This window comes from Stenotrophomonas sp. SMYL89 (assembly GCF_036319985.1).
GTDB classification, from domain to species: Bacteria; Pseudomonadota; Gammaproteobacteria; order Xanthomonadales; family Xanthomonadaceae; genus Stenotrophomonas; species Stenotrophomonas maltophilia_Q.
Genome location: NZ_JAWIRW010000001.1, coordinates 576,496 through 591,548, shown reverse-complemented (window position 1 = coordinate 591,548; position 15,053 = coordinate 576,496). Strand labels below are relative to the sequence as shown.

Annotated in this window: 13 protein-coding genes; all 13 read right to left on the bottom strand. The window is 66.3% G+C overall.

Annotated features, from left to right (window positions below; genetic code table 11):
- Positions 1–107: 107 nt before the first annotated feature.
- Entirely contained in the window at positions 108–1,613 is a 1,506-nt protein-coding gene (locus V3B41_RS02720) for a sigma-54 dependent transcriptional regulator (protein WP_100443523.1), read from the bottom strand.
- Positions 1,610–1,987: a response regulator transcription factor gene (locus V3B41_RS02715; protein WP_010485922.1), complete on the bottom strand. Its 378-nt coding sequence runs from the start codon at positions 1,985–1,987 to the stop codon at positions 1,610–1,612. Before V3B41_RS02715 ends, V3B41_RS02720 begins: the two co-directional genes overlap by 4 nt.
- 14 nt (positions 1,988–2,001) lie before the next feature.
- A complete protein-coding gene (rpoN, locus tag V3B41_RS02710) occupies positions 2,002–3,411 on the bottom strand; it encodes an RNA polymerase factor sigma-54 (protein WP_100443522.1) in 1,410 nt (469 codons plus the stop codon).
- Between the two features lie 399 nt (positions 3,412–3,810).
- Positions 3,811–4,443, bottom strand: a complete 633-nt coding sequence (locus V3B41_RS02705; RefSeq protein WP_005413261.1) for a response regulator transcription factor — start codon at positions 4,441–4,443, stop codon at positions 3,811–3,813.
- A gap of 92 nt (positions 4,444–4,535) precedes the next feature.
- Positions 4,536–5,114, bottom strand: coding sequence for a PilZ domain-containing protein (locus tag V3B41_RS02700; protein ID WP_049427430.1), 579 nt, complete (start codon positions 5,112–5,114; stop codon positions 4,536–4,538).
- On the bottom strand, positions 5,111–5,404 hold the full coding sequence (locus tag V3B41_RS02695; RefSeq protein WP_049427432.1) for a hypothetical protein: 294 nt from the start codon (positions 5,402–5,404) through the stop codon (positions 5,111–5,113). The genes V3B41_RS02700 and V3B41_RS02695 overlap by 4 nt, the downstream gene beginning before the upstream one ends.
- Positions 5,401–5,817: a flagellar export chaperone FliS gene (gene fliS / locus V3B41_RS02690; RefSeq protein WP_049427435.1), complete on the bottom strand. Its 417-nt coding sequence runs from the start codon at positions 5,815–5,817 to the stop codon at positions 5,401–5,403. The genes V3B41_RS02695 and fliS overlap by 4 nt, the downstream gene beginning before the upstream one ends.
- Before the next feature lie 128 nt (positions 5,818–5,945).
- Positions 5,946–7,364 (bottom strand): flagellar filament capping protein FliD, encoded by a 1,419-nt coding sequence (gene fliD / locus V3B41_RS02685; protein ID WP_295546685.1) that lies wholly within the window; start codon positions 7,362–7,364, stop codon positions 5,946–5,948.
- A 440-nt stretch (positions 7,365–7,804) separates the two neighbouring features.
- A complete protein-coding gene (locus V3B41_RS02680) occupies positions 7,805–8,983 on the bottom strand; it encodes a flagellin (RefSeq protein WP_072166967.1) in 1,179 nt (392 codons plus the stop codon).
- A gap of 86 nt (positions 8,984–9,069) precedes the next feature.
- A complete protein-coding gene (locus V3B41_RS02675; protein WP_099482075.1) occupies positions 9,070–10,260 on the bottom strand; it encodes a flagellin in 1,191 nt (396 codons plus the stop codon).
- 72 nt (positions 10,261–10,332) lie between these two features.
- Positions 10,333–11,553: a flagellin gene (locus V3B41_RS02670; RefSeq protein WP_100443521.1), complete on the bottom strand. Its 1,221-nt coding sequence runs from the start codon at positions 11,551–11,553 to the stop codon at positions 10,333–10,335.
- 418 nt (positions 11,554–11,971) lie between these two features.
- Positions 11,972–13,174, bottom strand: coding sequence for a flagellar hook-associated protein FlgL (flgL, locus tag V3B41_RS02665; RefSeq protein ID WP_049432134.1), 1,203 nt, complete (start codon positions 13,172–13,174; stop codon positions 11,972–11,974).
- Positions 13,171–15,051, bottom strand: a complete 1,881-nt coding sequence (flgK, locus tag V3B41_RS02660; RefSeq protein WP_049432138.1) for a flagellar hook-associated protein FlgK — start codon at positions 15,049–15,051, stop codon at positions 13,171–13,173. The genes flgL and flgK overlap by 4 nt, the downstream gene beginning before the upstream one ends.
- Positions 15,052–15,053: the final 2 nt, after the last annotated feature.

Here is a 15,053-nt window from a genome sequence, read left to right as displayed (position 1 = left end):
GGGGTCAGATCCCTTTCCAGCGGAAAGGGATCTGACCCCGGGCGCCACAAACACCAACGCCCGGGCAAGCCCAGGCGTTCGTGCCCCCTTCATGCTGATAGCGCGGTTCAGCCGGCCAGCTCGGCCTGCTCGCGCTCGATGCCGTACTTGCGCAGCTTTTCCACCAGGGTGGTGCGGCGCAGGCCGAGCAGCTGGGCGGCGTGGGCGACCACGCCCTGGGTGCGTTCCAGTGCTTCGTGGATCAGGCCCAGTTCGATGTTGGCCATGTGGTTGCGCAGGTCCATGCCTTCGTCGGGCAGTGCGGCCGGAGCCGCCGGGCGATTGACGGCAATGCCGTGCTCCAGCGCCGGCTGGTTGCCACTGCCGGGTGTGTGGAACGAGAAGCTGCGCAGGTCCAGCCGCTCTTCGCTGGCGGCGGGCGGTGCCGGTGCCGGCGTAGCGACGGCGGCCAGTGCCGCATCGCCACGATAGCGGGCCGGCAGGTCCTGCACGCGCACCGAACCACCCGGATGCAGCACGGCCAGTCGTTCGACCAGGTTGGTCAGCTCGCGCACGTTGCCCGGCCATTCGTAGCCGGCCAGTGCCTGCAAGGCTTCCGGGGTGAAGCGCACCTCGCCACGGCCGGTGCGGGCCAGCTGTGCGGCGATGGTTTCCACCAGTGCCGGCAGGTCCTCGCGACGTTCGCGCAGCGCGGGCACTTCAATCGGGAACACGTTCAGGCGGTAGAACAGATCCTCGCGGAACTTGCCCTCGGCAATACGGGTTTCCAGGTCGCGATGGGTCGCCGCCACCACGCGCACGTTGCAGCGGATGGTCTGGTTGCCGCCCACGCGCTCGAAACTGCGCTCCTGCAGCACGCGCAGCAGCTTCACCTGCATCGGCAGGCTCATGTCGCCGATTTCATCCAGCAGCAGGGTGCCGCCCTCGGCCATTTCGAAACGACCCTTGCGCGCGGTCAGCGCACCGGTGAAGGCGCCCTTCTCGTGGCCGAACAGTTCGCTTTCCAGCAGGTCCGCCGGAATGGCGCCGCAGTTGATCGCCACGAACGGGCCATCGCGGCGCGGCGAGCGCTGGTGGATCGCGCGCGACACCACTTCCTTGCCGGTACCCGATTCACCCAGCACCAGCACGGTGGTATCGAACGCGGCCACCTGTTCGATCATGGTGCGCAGTGCGGTCACCGCCGGACCGTTGCCGGTCGGCCCCTGATCCTGCACGGCACCGGCCTGATGCTCGGCATCCAGGCGCTTGAGGCTGGCGCGGCGCAGAAGGGCTTCCATCTGCGCGTGGCGCAGCGGCGTTTCAAGCGGCCAGATATTGGCTTCGTGCAGGCCGTGCTGCTGCGCGAACGCAGAGGCATCACCATCGGCCAGCAGCACCGGCGGTGGCAGGCTGCTGCCGCCCAGCCAGTTGTAGAGTGCGGTGCTGGCGGCGCTGTCGTCCAGGCTGCCGACGATCACCGCCATCCAGTCGTTCTGGCGCTGCCGGCCCAGATCGAAGTCGGCCGCGTCGGAGACCCAGCGCGGGTTGAAGTCCATGAATTCCAGCAGGGCAACGGTGCGCTCTGCGCGCACGGCGTCGTTGTCCAGCACCAGGATGCGCGATTCGCTCACGATCGATCCTCCCTGAGGCCTTCCAGGATCGGCATGACTTCCTGGATGTAGGACAGCTTGCTGACAAAATTGTCGGCGCCGGCACGCAGTGCGTGCTCGCGGTGCTCGGCGTCGTCGAAGTGGCTGGCGATCACGATGTACGGTGCATCGTCCTGCGACTTGATCAGGCGGGTGGCCTGCAGGCCGCCCATTTCCGGCATCGCCAGGTCCATCAGCACCACCTGCGGGCGCAGCGTTTCCGAGCGCTCGATCGCTTCCAGGCCGTTGCCGGCGCTGCCGACGATCTGCAGCCAGTCGATCTTGCGGAAATGGCGCATCGCCGCGTTGATGAAGCCCTCGTGGTCATCGACCAGCAGGACCGTGAGCTTGTTCATGTCCAACATCCTTTTCAGCCCACCCGGGCCAGCTGGGGTTGCCTGGCGCTGAGCCGGCGCCGTTCGCGGGCCGGGGCGATATCCAGTTGTTCTCGGTATTTTGCGACGGTTCGGCGTGCAATGTTCACCCCCTGGCGTGACAGCAGGCCGGCAATGGCCTCGTCTGCCAGCGGGCGGCCGGCCGGTTCGGCGTCGATCAGGCGGCGGACCATGGCCTTCACCGCCTGCCCGGAGACGCTGGCGCCTTCCAGGCGCACGGCGAAGAAGTGCTTCAGTTCGAAGGTGCCGCGCGGGGTCTGCAGGAACTTGCCGGTAGTGATGCGCGAAACGGTGGACTCGTGCATGCCGATCTCCTCGGCCACTTCCTTCAGGGTCAGCGGGGCCATGGCCTCTTCGCCACGGGCCAGGAAGGCGGCCTGGCGCTCGACGATCACCCGCGCGGTGCGCAGCAGGGTGTCGTAGCGCATCGACAGGCCGCGGCTGAACCAGCGCGCCTCCTGCAGCATTTCGCGCAGTGCCGGTGCGGCCTCGCTGGTCTCTGCCAGCGCCTGTTCGTACTGGCTGTTGATGGAGACGCGGCGGCTGGTGGTCGGGTTCAATGCCACCTTCCACTGGCCATCGGCGTGCCAGGCGACCACGTCCGGAACCACAACGGCATTGCGTTCCGGCAGCAGGCTGTCGCCCGGGCGTGGCTGCAGCGACAGAATCAGGCGTACCGCTTCGCGAACGTCGTCGATCTCGGCGTCGTGCTGGCGGGCGAGGGCGGGGTAATCATGTGCGGCCAGCGCATCGAGCGCGCCGTCCAGGATGCGCGTGGCCAGGTGGCGGGCAGGCACCGCGCCGTGAAGGCTGCGCAGCTGCGCCTGCAGGCCCTCGCGCAGGTCCTGCGCGGCCATGCCGGCCGGTTCACCGTGCAGCAGCTGCTGGCGGATGGCTTCGACGCCGTCGGCAGCGATGTCGAACTGTGCGCTGGCCAGCAGCTGCAGCTGGTCCAGTGGCGCCTGCAGGTAGCCGGCCTCGTCGCAGTGGTCCAGCCAGAATGCGGCCACTGCCAGCTGGCGATCATCCATGTCGAGCGACAGGCGCTGCAGCACGCGCAGCTGCGGGTCGGTCGATTCGCCGGCAGCGATACGCGCCATGCGATCGTCGTCACCGTCCTGCCAGCTGGTACCGGCAACGTCCCACATCGAGGACTCCGGCAGCTCATCGAACGCGGCGGTTTCCAGCGTCGTGGCGGCAACCTCGGTGGCGTCGGCGGTCGGTGCTTCGGGTTCTTCGATTTCCAGCAGGGGATTGGAGTCCAGCAGGCGCTGGATTTCCTGTTCCAGGTGCAGGCCATCAAGCTGCAGCAGCCGGATCGACTGCAGCAGCTGCGGGGTGAGGTGGAGTTGTTGGCCCAGCTGGGTCGAGAGTGCAGCCTTCATCGTGGTTCCCCGGCACCGCTCCCCGGCGCCTTGTGGAACGCATCTTGCTTTTGATCCGGCGGGGGCGGAATCAGGGGGTTCCTGAGGGGCTTGGTGGTTGCCCCGACAGGGTGTAGGGGTTTTCCCTACATGGTTGCGGGATATTGACGATGGGTGGAGCTAAGGCATTGATTCGCGGTGCCAGATCCGTCGATCCCGCCGTGTGCCGTGTACGGATTCCCGTCGGGGAGTGTCGGGATGACGGGATTTCGTCGCGGATGCGGGATGTCGCAGGTTGGTAGTTAGTCGACTGCACTGTTAGTCGACTGCACCGTTAGTCGACTGCTCTCCGATCAGGCTCTGGAAAAGTCCCGCGCTCCGCGCGCAAGTCGACTGACAGTCGACTCTACCGACAGCCGATCACTCCAGCTCGTGCTGGTGGCGCGCGGCCAGCAGCAGCAGATCATTGGCGCGACGGCAACCCAGTGACTCCATCATGCGTGCGCGGTGGGTTTCCACCGTCTTGACGCTGATGCCGAGGTCGGCGGCGATTTCCTTGTTGCTTTCGCCCTTGCCGATGCGGCGCAGGATCTCGCGCTGGCGAGGTGACAGCGCGGCGATGCCAGTGGGCTTCTCGCGGCCGAGCATCGGTGCCAGCATCTTGGCGGAGATCTGCGGACTCAGGAACACCTGGCCGGCATGCGCCGCGCGAAGCGCCAGTTCCAGTTCCTGCGGTGCCGCATCCTTGACCACGAACCCGACCGCGCCGCGGTCAAGCGCATCGCGCACGTGCGCGGCATCGTCATGCATGGTCATCATCACGACCCGGGTACCAGGCGCGCGCAGCCGGATATCGCTGAGCGCTTCCAGGCCCGTACGGCCCGGCAGTGACAGGTCCATCAGCACCACGTCCGGTGCGTGCTGCAGGGCCAGCTGCAGCGCCTGCTCGGCGTTGCTGGCTTCGGCCACCAGCTGCACGTCGGCAAACCCCTGCAGAAGCCGCGCCAGGCCGGCGCGGACCAGGGTGTGATCGTCGACGATGAGAACTCGCACAGGCACGCAGCAGGTCCGGGTAGGGGAGTCCACCTTAACTTAGCTGAACGGGCCCGCCAAGGCTTGCCCGCCAAGCGTGATGGTGGCAGGTTTCAGCGCGCCCGGCGTGCTTCGGCCACCTGTCGACGGTGCAGGCGGAACAGGTGGCGCTCCATGGCCATTTCCAGGCCATCGCCAAGGCGCTGGAAGCGCAGCCAGAGATAGTGGCCGCCGCCGCCATCCGCTGCTTCGGCGATCACTTCCACCGGCAGGTCGATATGGTCGGGCAGCCAGTCGCTGGGCTGCAGGCGCACCAGGCCTGCCTGGCCGGAACTGGCGCCACTGCGCGGGCCCAGCTGCAGGCGTATCCCGCGACGTGACCAGCGCACCGGGCGCAGGGTCAGCTCCTGGCCCTGCTGGCGGACCAGGCGGCCAAGCAGCACCATCGCCAGATCCAGCTTCGCCTCGAGCCGCTGAAGCTGCAGGCTGGCCTCGTTGCGGTCGTCATGCTCGTCAACGCGGCTGTCTTCCACCAGCGCCAGGCTGCGCAGCAGGCCTTCGGCGCTGCTGGTACGACCGGCGGCACTGCCGGGCTGGAACTCGGCGGGCAGGGCCAGTTCGCAGCTGAGCGTTTCGTCGAACAGCTCGCTTTCGGCAGGATGGTGCAGCGACGTTGTCGGCAGTTGGGTCATGCCAGCGATTCTGCCTGCAGGTAGGCATGCGCCGCGCGAAGGGAGCGCTGGCCGTCATTCATCAGTGCAGCCACCGCATCGCGGCGCTGGCGCAGCAGGCCCAGCAGGTTCTGCTGGCGCTCGAACAGCGCACTGAGTGGTGCGTGGTCGTCCAAGGTCAGCGGCTGGCTGAGCAGGGCATGCAGCGTGCTGTCGTGGCCGTCGAGCAGGCTGTCGGCCTGGTCGAGCGCATCTTCGCCCAGGGCCTTTTCGAAGGCATCCAGCTGGGCGTGCAGTTCGTGCAGGCTCATGGTGCCACCGCGGCCGAGCGACGCTGTTCCATCGGGATCGCATTCCAGGCGCTGTCGATCTCGCCCAGCAGCTGCAGGGATTCGTCGAGGGCGGCACGGTCGTTGTGCAGGTTGGCCTCGGTCAGGCGCTGCAGCACGTAGTCGTAGAGCGCCGACAGATTGCCGGCGATCTCGCCGCCGGCCTCGTGGTCCAGCGAGCCGTTGAGGTGGCCGACGATCGCGCAGACCTCGCCGATCGCCTTGCCCTTGCCGGCCTGGTCGCCACGCTCGAGGCTGGCCAGTGCGCGCCGCACGCGCTCCAGCGCGCCGGCCAGCAGCATCGCCACCAGCTTGTGCGGATCGGCGTCGGCAACCGCACTGGTCACTCCCACCTGGCGGTACTGCTCGGCATATTGACGGCTGGAACCGTACATTCGTGATTCTCCTTGCGCTGGGTGCCGCCGGCAGGTCGTGGGGACCGTTACCGGCGGTGCGGCGTTGATTGCTGTTGCGTCCGTTATCGGTGCGTTGCACGCCAAACTTGAGCGTTGCACGCCGTCCTTTAACGGTTCAGCTGTGCCAGCTGCTGCTGCAGCGACGTATTGCTCTGCTGCAGCTTGCCCATCAGGCTGTCCAGCGCGATGAACTGCTTCTTGTAGCGCTCTTCCACGTTCTTCATGCGTGTGTCGAGGTCCTTGCGGCGCTTGTCGATGTTGTCCAGCGTGGTGTTCAGGCCCTTGGTGCGGGCGACGAAGGCGCCTTCCTTGCCGACCGTGGTGCTGACGTAGCCGTCAACCATGGTGTAAAGCGTGCCGGCACCGCCGGTGTCGCCGGTGATGGCGGCGCGGATCTTCTCCGGCTGGCTGGCCAGTGCAGCGGCAAACTTGGTGGTATCCAGCACCAGGCTGCCGTCGGCATTGGGATAGCCGCGCGTCTGCAGGCCAAGCACCTTCGGGTCCAGGCCGTCAGCGGAAAGCTCCTTCAGCACGCCGGACATCATCGAGCGCAGCTGGCTGGAGGCACCGCGCATCTGCGCGTCACCGGTCAGCGTGGCCGCTTCCTTGGTCTTGGCGTCGTACTTGGTTTCGGTGTTGATCGCCGCGATCGCCGCGTTGTAGGCGGTCACGAACTCCTGCATCACCTTGGTCGCGGCGGCAGTGTCGGTACTGATCACCACGGTGCTCTTGCCGGGAACCTTGAGGTTCAGGGTCAGGCCCGGAACCGCATCGGCCACCGTGTTGCTGGCGCTGACGACCTTCACACCATCGATGGTCAGCTCGGCGTCGGCGGCGGCGGTGTTCTGCTTGAGGCTGTTGACCAGGCCGCCCAGTTTGGCGTCGCTGCCGGCGTACTCCAGCTTGATCGCGTTGGCAGCGCCGGTCTTTTCCTGGGCGATCGACAGATACTGGTTGTCGCCCGAGGTGATCAGTGTGGCCTGCACGCCCTCCTTGCGGCCGGCCGCATCGATCTTGTTGCGGATGGTGGTCAGCGTATCGCCGTCCTCCACCGCCACGTTCATGGTCTTGGCCTTGTCGCCGACGCCAACGGTCAGCGTCAAGGTTCCGGCACCGAAGGTGTCGGTCTTCGGGAATGAGGTGTCGGCAATCAGCTTGTGCGCGGTGGCCAGGGAGGTGACCTCCACCTGGTGCGTGCCGTTGGAGGCGGCTGCCTTGGTCGTGCCGAGGTCGTACAGCGCCACCGAGGCTGTCAGAACGTCGTCGGCATTGGTGGGGCCGGCCTTGCCGGTGGCTGTCACGGTGCGCGTATCGAACGCGGTGGTGGCCTTCAGTGCGGTCAGTGCGGTCTTCAGCTTGTCGAAGGCCGAAGTGACGGTGCCGATCGACGACAGCTGCATCTTGGCCTTGGACTGCTGCAGGTTCAGCGCGTTGTCGGCGGGCTTGCGGTCGGCTGCGACCAGCTGGTTGACGATGTCCGAGATGTTGAGCCCCGAGCCAATGCCACCGTATCCAAAGCTTGCCATGTGATTCTCCTGGTATCCGGGCCTGGCCGCCGTGCGGTGGCCCGTCGTCAACGAAAATAGCGGCCTGCGCCGCTGGGTCTTGAGGACTTCGTTGATGCATGCGCCGTGCCAGTTGTCTGGCGGCGGATCTGGCACGCGGTTTGCAGGAGGGCTGGGGCAGGGTGCGGGTGGAATCACCGCAGGCTGCCGGGAGTCTGCAAAAAACCCTCCCCCAAGGCAGGGGAGGGATCAGGCTACTGACAATCGGGGGGAGACGAAGCCGCCCGGTACGTACAGTCAAAGGTACAGCGCTGAAAGAGAGGTCCGCAGGAGCGGGCGATGCCAAGCCGGTTCGGGAGTGATCCCGGGCCGGGCATGGCCCGCGCCTTCGTGCACCGTGGCTTCCGGGTTGCCGCTACCGTCGGTTCGATCTGACGGTAGCGGCGCCTTCTTGCCGTGGATCAGCGCAGCAGGCTGAGCACGCCCTGCGGCACCTGGTTGGCCTGGGCCAGCATGGCCGTACCGGCCTGCTGCAGGATCTGGGTGCGGGTCAGCTCTGCGGTTTCCTTGGCGAAGTCGGTGTCCTTGATGCGGCTGCGCGACGCCGACAGGTTCTCCGAGGAGGTCTGCAGGTTGGCCACCACCGAGGTGAAGCGGTTCTGGATCGCACCGAGGTCGGCGCGGGTGCTGTTGATCGCACCCAGGGCCTTGTCGACCACTTCCAGGGCCTGCTGGGCGCCGAGCACGGTGCTCACGTCCAGCTTCTGCACGTTGGCCGAGGTATCGGTGCCGGCAGTGTAGGCGCCCGCAGCTGCCGCGGTGCCCCAGGTCTTGGCGGTCGCGTCGTAGTCGCTGCGCATCAGGGCGATATCGGCGGCGGCGACAGCCTTGCCTTCCTTCACCGAGCTCAGCTTCAGGGAGCCGTCGGCATTGGCTTCGGCGTAGATGCCTGCTTCGCCGATCTTGGCATTGATGGCGGTGGCGACGGCCTTGGAGGCATCAGCCGTGGTGGCGCCGGCCTTCACTTCAACCGTGCCGATGTCCACGCCCATCACGGTGCCGGAGAAGCGGGCACCGTCGGTGCTGGCGGCCAGGGCAGCGGTCGCACCGGTGGCGAAGGTCGAGGTGCCCAGCGAACCGGCCTTGGCATCGATGGTCTTGTCGATGGCGATGGCCTGACCGGCATTGGCGCCGACCTGGAACAGCTGGCTGGAGAAGGTGCCGTCCAGCAGCTTGGTGCCGTTGAAGTCCGACTGCTTGGCAACGCGGTCGATTTCCGAGACCAGCTGGGTCACTTCGGCCTGCAGCGCCTTGCGGTCGCTGGCCGAGTTGGTAGCGTTGGAGGCCTGCACCGACAGCTCGCGGACGCGCTGCAGGTTGTTGCCGATTTCGGTCAGCGAGCCTTCGGCGACCTGGGCCAGCGAGATACCGTCGTTGGCATTGCGGATGGCGACGTCGGTACCGCGGATCTGCGTGCCGAAGCGCTCGGAGATCGCCAGGCCGGCGGCGTCGTCCTTGGCGCTGTTGATGCGCGAACCGGAGGACAGGCGCTGGATGGTGGTAGCCAGCGAGCTGCCGCTGGTGCTCAGGTTGCGCTGAGCATTCAGGGACATGGTGTTGGTGTTGATGACTTGTGCCATGGTGCTTTTCCTTTGGCGAAGGTGGAACGTATTTCAGGATCCGGGCGCCGCGTCATGCGGCGCCCGGAGGTCGATCAGCGAGCGGATCAGCGCAGCAGGCTGAGCACGCCCTGCGGCACCTGGTTGGCCTGGGCCAGCATGGCCGTACCGGCCTGCTGCAGGATCTGGGTGCGGGTCAGCTCTGCGGTTTCCTTGGCGAAGTCGGTGTCCTTGATGCGGCTACGCGAAGCCGACAGGTTTTCCGACGAGGTCTGCAGGTTGGCCACGACCGAGGTGAAGCGGTTCTGCACGGCGCCAAGGTCGGCGCGGGTGCTGTTGATCGCACCCAGCGCCTTGTCGACAATTTCCATTGCCTGCTGGGCGCCCTTCACGGTGCTGACGTCCAGGTTGCTGGCGTACTTCGCAGCCGGGGCCGCAGCAGCGGTGGTGGCGGTGAAGGTCGGCGCGGTGGCGCCGGTCCAGGTGCCCGGGGTGGCGGTGATGGCCTTGAACGAGCCGTCGGCGTTGGTGCTGTCCTTGACCGAGGTCAGGGTCACGCCAGCGGTGCCGTTCACTTCAGCGTAGACGCCGGTCTCGCCGATCTTGGCGTTGATCGCGGTCACCAGCGCTTCACGCGATGCCTTGCCGGTGGCAGCGGCGTCGGCGCCCTGCTTGACCGAGACATCGGCGATGGCCACGCCGTTGATGGACAGGCCGCTGGTGCTGAAGTCAGCGTTGGTGCCCGGGTCGGCCAGGGCCAGTGCGTTGGTGTCGAACTTGGCGCCGCCCAGGGCATTGGCCTTGGCATCAATGGTCTTGTCGATGGCGATCGCCTGACCGGCGTTGGCGCCGACCTGGAACAGCTGGCTGGAGAACGAACCGTCCAGCAGCTTGGTGCCGTTGAAGTCCGACTGCTTGGCGACGCGGTCGATTTCCGAGACCAGCTGGGTCACTTCGGCCTGCAGGGCCTTGCGGTCGCTGGCCGAGTTGGTGGCGTTGGAGGCCTGCACCGACAGCTCGCGGACGCGCTGCAGGTTGTTGCCGATTTCGGTCAGCGAACCTTCGGCGACCTGGGCCAGCGAGATGCCGTCGTTGGCGTTGCGGATGGCAACGTCGGTACCGCGGATCTGCGTGCCGAAGCGCTCGGAGATCGCCAGGCCGGCGGCGTCGTCCTTGGCGCTGTTGATGCGCGAACCGGAGGACAGGCGCTGGATGGTGGTGGCCAGCGAGCTGCCGCTGGTGCTCAGGTTACGCTGAGCATTCAACGACATCGTATTGGTGTTGATGACTTGTGCCATGAGGAGAGGTCCTTGAGCGGTTGCACGTGAGTTGGGTTAGACGCCCCCGACGTGCCCCGGGGGCGGCTCATGTCAGCGCTGCAACAGGCTGAGCACGTTCTGCGGTACCTGGTTGGCCTGGGCCAGCATGGCCGTACCGGCCTGCTGCAGGATCTGGGTGCGGGTCAGTTCGGCGGTTTCCTTGGCGAAGTCGGTATCGCGGATGCGGCTGCGCGAGGCCGACAGGTTCTCCGAGGAGGTCTGCAGGTTGGCCACCACCGAGGTGAAGCGGTTCTGGATCGCGCCAAGGTCGGCGCGCACGCTGTTGACCGATTCGAGGGCCTTGTCGACGATCGATAGCGCCTTCTGCGCGCCTTCGGCCGTGGTGACGTTCAGGTCCTTGACGAAGTTGGACGTGGCGCCGGTCAGCAGGCCGCCGTTGGTGCTGGTTTCAGTCAGGCCCAGGCCGGCGATGGTCGCGGCGGTGGCGCCGGCCGGCGGGGTTGCGGCACTGACGCCCAGCGTGAAGGTCTGGCCGTCCTTGACCGAGGCCAGGCTGATCACGCCGGCATTGACCGAGGCCATGACGCCGGTTTCGCCCAGCTTGTTGTTGATCGCGGCAGAGGTGGCCGAGGTGATCGATTCACCCGCTTTCACGGTGAAGTCGTTGATGGTGACCGTGGTGGCGGTGCCGCCCGGCGGGGTCACCGAGATCTGCAGGCCGGAGTAGGTGGTGTCGGCGGTGGCCTTGTCGGCCGCGGCCAGGCTGGTGCCGGTGTAGCCATTGGCGAAGGTCGCCGCGCCCAGCGAATCGGCCTTGGCGTTGACCACGCTGTTGATGGCGATGGCCTGGCCGGCGTTGGCGCCGACCTGGAACAGCTGGCTGGTGAAGGAGCCGTCCAGCAGCTTGGTGCCGTTGAAGTCGGCCTGCTTGGCCACGCGGTCGACTTCCGAGACCAGCTGGGTCACTTCAGCCTGCAGGGCCTTGCGGTCGCTGGCCGAGTTGGTGGCGTTGGAGGACTGCACGGCCAGTTCACGGATGCGCTGCAGGTTGTTGCCGACTTCGCTCAGCGAACCCTCGGCGACCTGGGCCAGCGAGATACCGTCGTTGGCATTGCGGATGGCCACGTCCAGCCCGCGGATCTGGGTGGTGAAGCGCTCGCTGATGGCCAGGCCGGCCGCGTCGTCCTTCGCGCTGTTGATGCGCAGGCCGGACGAGAGGCGCTGGATGGTGGTAGCGAGCGAGCTGCCGCTGGTGCTCAGGTTGCGCTGAGCGTTGAGCGACATCGTATTGGTGTTGATTACCTGTGCCATGGGGTCGTCTCCTCTTATATGGAACCCGTTGGTGAATGAAACGAAGCGCCGCCTGTTTTTTTGTGTGGCTGTGTGCTTCGCTGTTGCCAAATGAATAACGGCGCTTTGTCAACAACCTTTAGCCGTGAATTCCGTCGATGCTGAAATCCGGTGCCGGCGGCTGTTTTCCCGGGGTTTTTCAGCCCTTGTCGGGCGTGAAGGCGACCCCGGAAGGGGCGGTTGGGCATGCCCAACCAGCGCTGATGAAGGTATCGGCGGGGCAGGGCCGGGCTTGATGGGCAATCACGGAAAATGCGCAGGAGCACCTTTCCGGCAGCGCCGGGCCACGCCCGACGAGCGCGACGGAACGGGCACGCAGGAACGAAAAAGGCCGCGATGCAGGGCATCGCGGCCTTCAGGGAGTGACGCTTGGGAAGCGTCAGCGGATCTTGTTGAACAACGACATCGACTGCATCTGCGAGAAGATCGTCTGTGCCGCCTGCAGTGCGGTGCTCTGCAGCTGGTACTGGCTCAGCGCATCGGCGTAGTCCAGGTCGCGCATCTGCGACAGCGTGGTCTTCAGGGTCACGCTGTTGGCTTCGCGCATGTCGGCGGCATTGTCCAGTGCCTTCAGCTGCGCACCGCCGGCCGCGCGCGAATCGATCATCCGTTCCGATGCACGGGCCACATCGCGCAGGGCGCTCTGCAGTTCGTTCTGCTGCGCGCTCATTTTCGCGGTGGTGCCGGTGTCGGCATCAAGCGCGGCAATCAGCTTGTCCATGGTGTCGAAGATGTCGCGGCTGGTTGCCGGCTTCACGTTGAAGCTGTCACCGGCAGCAGGTGCGCCGGTGATCTGCAGGCGTACACCGTTGACTTCCACGTTGTCACCGGCCTTGAACGTGCCGGTGCCAGTCACGTTGCCAGCGCCGTCCAGTACCTGGTACTGGTCGGCGGCGGTGAAGCGGATGCTGAAGGACTGGCCGTTCCAGCTGTCGCTGCCATCGCGGGTGATGTTGGTCAGCACGCCGTTGCCGGTATTGCCGGCCGCGGCGCCACCATCGACGAAGCCGTCGCCGGTAGGAATGCGCATGAAGATTTCGCTGCCGGGCAGGGCGTCCCGCACATAGGTATCGGGGCCGACTTCAATCTGGCGCTGGGTCTGGTCGCCACGGTAGACCACCTTGCCATTGATCTTGGCGAACGGTGGATCGCCATCGTTGGTGCCGCCGAACACGTAACGGCCGGTACCGTCGTCGGCGTTGGCCAGCGACAGCAGGCCCTCGCGGATCTGGTTCAATTCGGTGATCAGCGTCTTCTTGTCGGCGGCGCCCAGCGCGGGGTTGCTGGCCTGGATGGTCAGGTCGTTGACGCGCGCCATCAGGTCGTTGACCTGGGCCAGGGTGTTTTCCTGCACGCCCAGCCGGTTCTGCACGTTGCCGGCATTGAGTTTCATCCGGTCCAGTGCGGCCAGGCTGCGGTCAAGCCCCACGGCCGCACCCGCGGCGACCGGATCGTCCTTGGCGCTGACGATCTTGCTGCCGGTGGCGATCTGCTGCTCCAGGTGGCTGAGCTTGGCCTGCTTGGCCATCATCAGCGACACGGACTGGTTGAACATCATGCTGGTGGAGATACGGCTGCTCATCGACGGACGGCTCCCAGAATGGTCTGGAACATGCTGTCGGCGGTGGAGATCAGCTGCGACGCGGCCTGGTAGGCCTGCTGCAGGCGCAGCATGTCCGCCGCTTCCTCGTCCAGGTTGACGCCGGACACCTCATCGCGCGCTTCCTGCGCCTTGTCGTTGATCACCAGCTGCGCTTCCAGCGAATACTCGGCCGAGCGGGCGGCTGCACCGACCTGGGTGGTCAGGCCGCCCAGGGCACCGTTGAGGGTGACCGTGCCGCTGTTGAACGCCTTGGCGCTCTCCACCTTGGACAGCCTGGAGGCATTGCTGTTGTCCGAAGAGCCCGCCGGGGTCGGGGTGATGTTGAAGGTGTCGCCGACCTTTGGCGCACCGTCCAGCACGAAGCTCCAGCCATTGGCGCTGATGGTCTGGCCGGGCGTGTAGGTCTGTGGCGGGCCACCATCGATGGTGTAGGTGGTGGCCGAGGTGAACACGATCGCGGCCGGATTGCGCAGGTTGGCGTTGGTCGAATCGCTGACGGTGACACCGCTCAGCTTGCCGGTGCCGGTGTTGGACGTCGCTGCCGCGCCCTTCACCGCCGCTGCGGCGGCGATGCGCGAGGGATCGGTGATCGCCACTTCCATGCTGCCGGCCACGCCTGCGGTCGGCTGCAGCAGGAAGCGATCGTTGGCTGCCGGCGTACCGCCGACCACCAGCTTGACGCCGTTGATCACCAGTGGATCAGCGGCCGTGCCGGTGCCGGTCAGCGGAACGTTGGCGCCGGTGTCGGCACGGCTGGCCTTCCAGTTGGTGCCATCGAACTGCAGCACCACGTTCTGCGCGTCCAGCTTGCCGAGGTCGCCGTAAGCGGCGCTGAGGCTTGCGGTACCGGTATTGGCATTGTTGGCGGTGACGCGCGGGTTGCCGATGTTGAAGAAGTCCCCCCCCAGCTGGCCATACAGGTCCACGCCCTGGTGATGCACCTGGTTGAAGCTCTCGGCCAGGCCTACCGCCAGCTTGCCCAGTTCGGCCTGGGCCGGCGTCAGCACGGTGTCGCGGAACTCCAGCAGGCCGCCGATCTGGCCACCGACCGCCTTCGGGTCGAGCCGGATGGTGTTGCCCTGCGTTTCCAGCGCCAGCTGCAGCCGCTCCGGCTGGTACGGGTCGGCAACCGTGGTGACCTTGGTTGCCGTGGTACCCACCACCAGCGCGTTCCCGCCGGCGGTATAGACATTCATGATGCCGCCGTCCTGGATCACTGCGGTGCCACCGGTGTAGCCGATCAACTGGGTGATCAGCTGGTCGCGGCGATCGAGCAGGTCCGGTGCGGCGGTAGCGATGTTGGTGCCGATCGCACCGTTGATCTGCGCGATCTCCTGCGCCAATCGGTTAACCTCGGTGGCACCAGCCAGCAGGCCGTTGTTGACCTCGCTGTTGAGGTTGTTCAGGTGCGTGTTGAGCTGCACGAAGCGGTTGGCCAGCGCCTTGCCACCGTCCAGCATGTTCTGGCGGTCGGCGGTGCCGGCCGCATTGGAGGACAGGCCGCTGACCGAATCGAAGAACTTCGACCAGACGCCGGACACGTTGGTTGCCGCGTCGGAGAACAGCGAGTTGACCCGGTCGGCCATGCCAGAGAGCTGCTTCAGGCGCGCCAGCTCGCCGCTGCTGTCGAGCAGGCGCGAGATCGCCAACTGGTCGGCGGTACGGCGGATGTCGGTGATGCGGGTGCCGTTGCCGACCGTGCCGTAGCCGTAGTTCTGGGGATCAGCCGTGGCGAAGTTGACCTTCTGCCGGCTGTAGCCCGGGGTATTGAGGTTGGCCACGTTGTGGCTGGTGGTCGCCAACGCACGCTGGAAGGCGAGCAGGGCACCGGTACCGGTGGAAAGTACGCTGGACATGG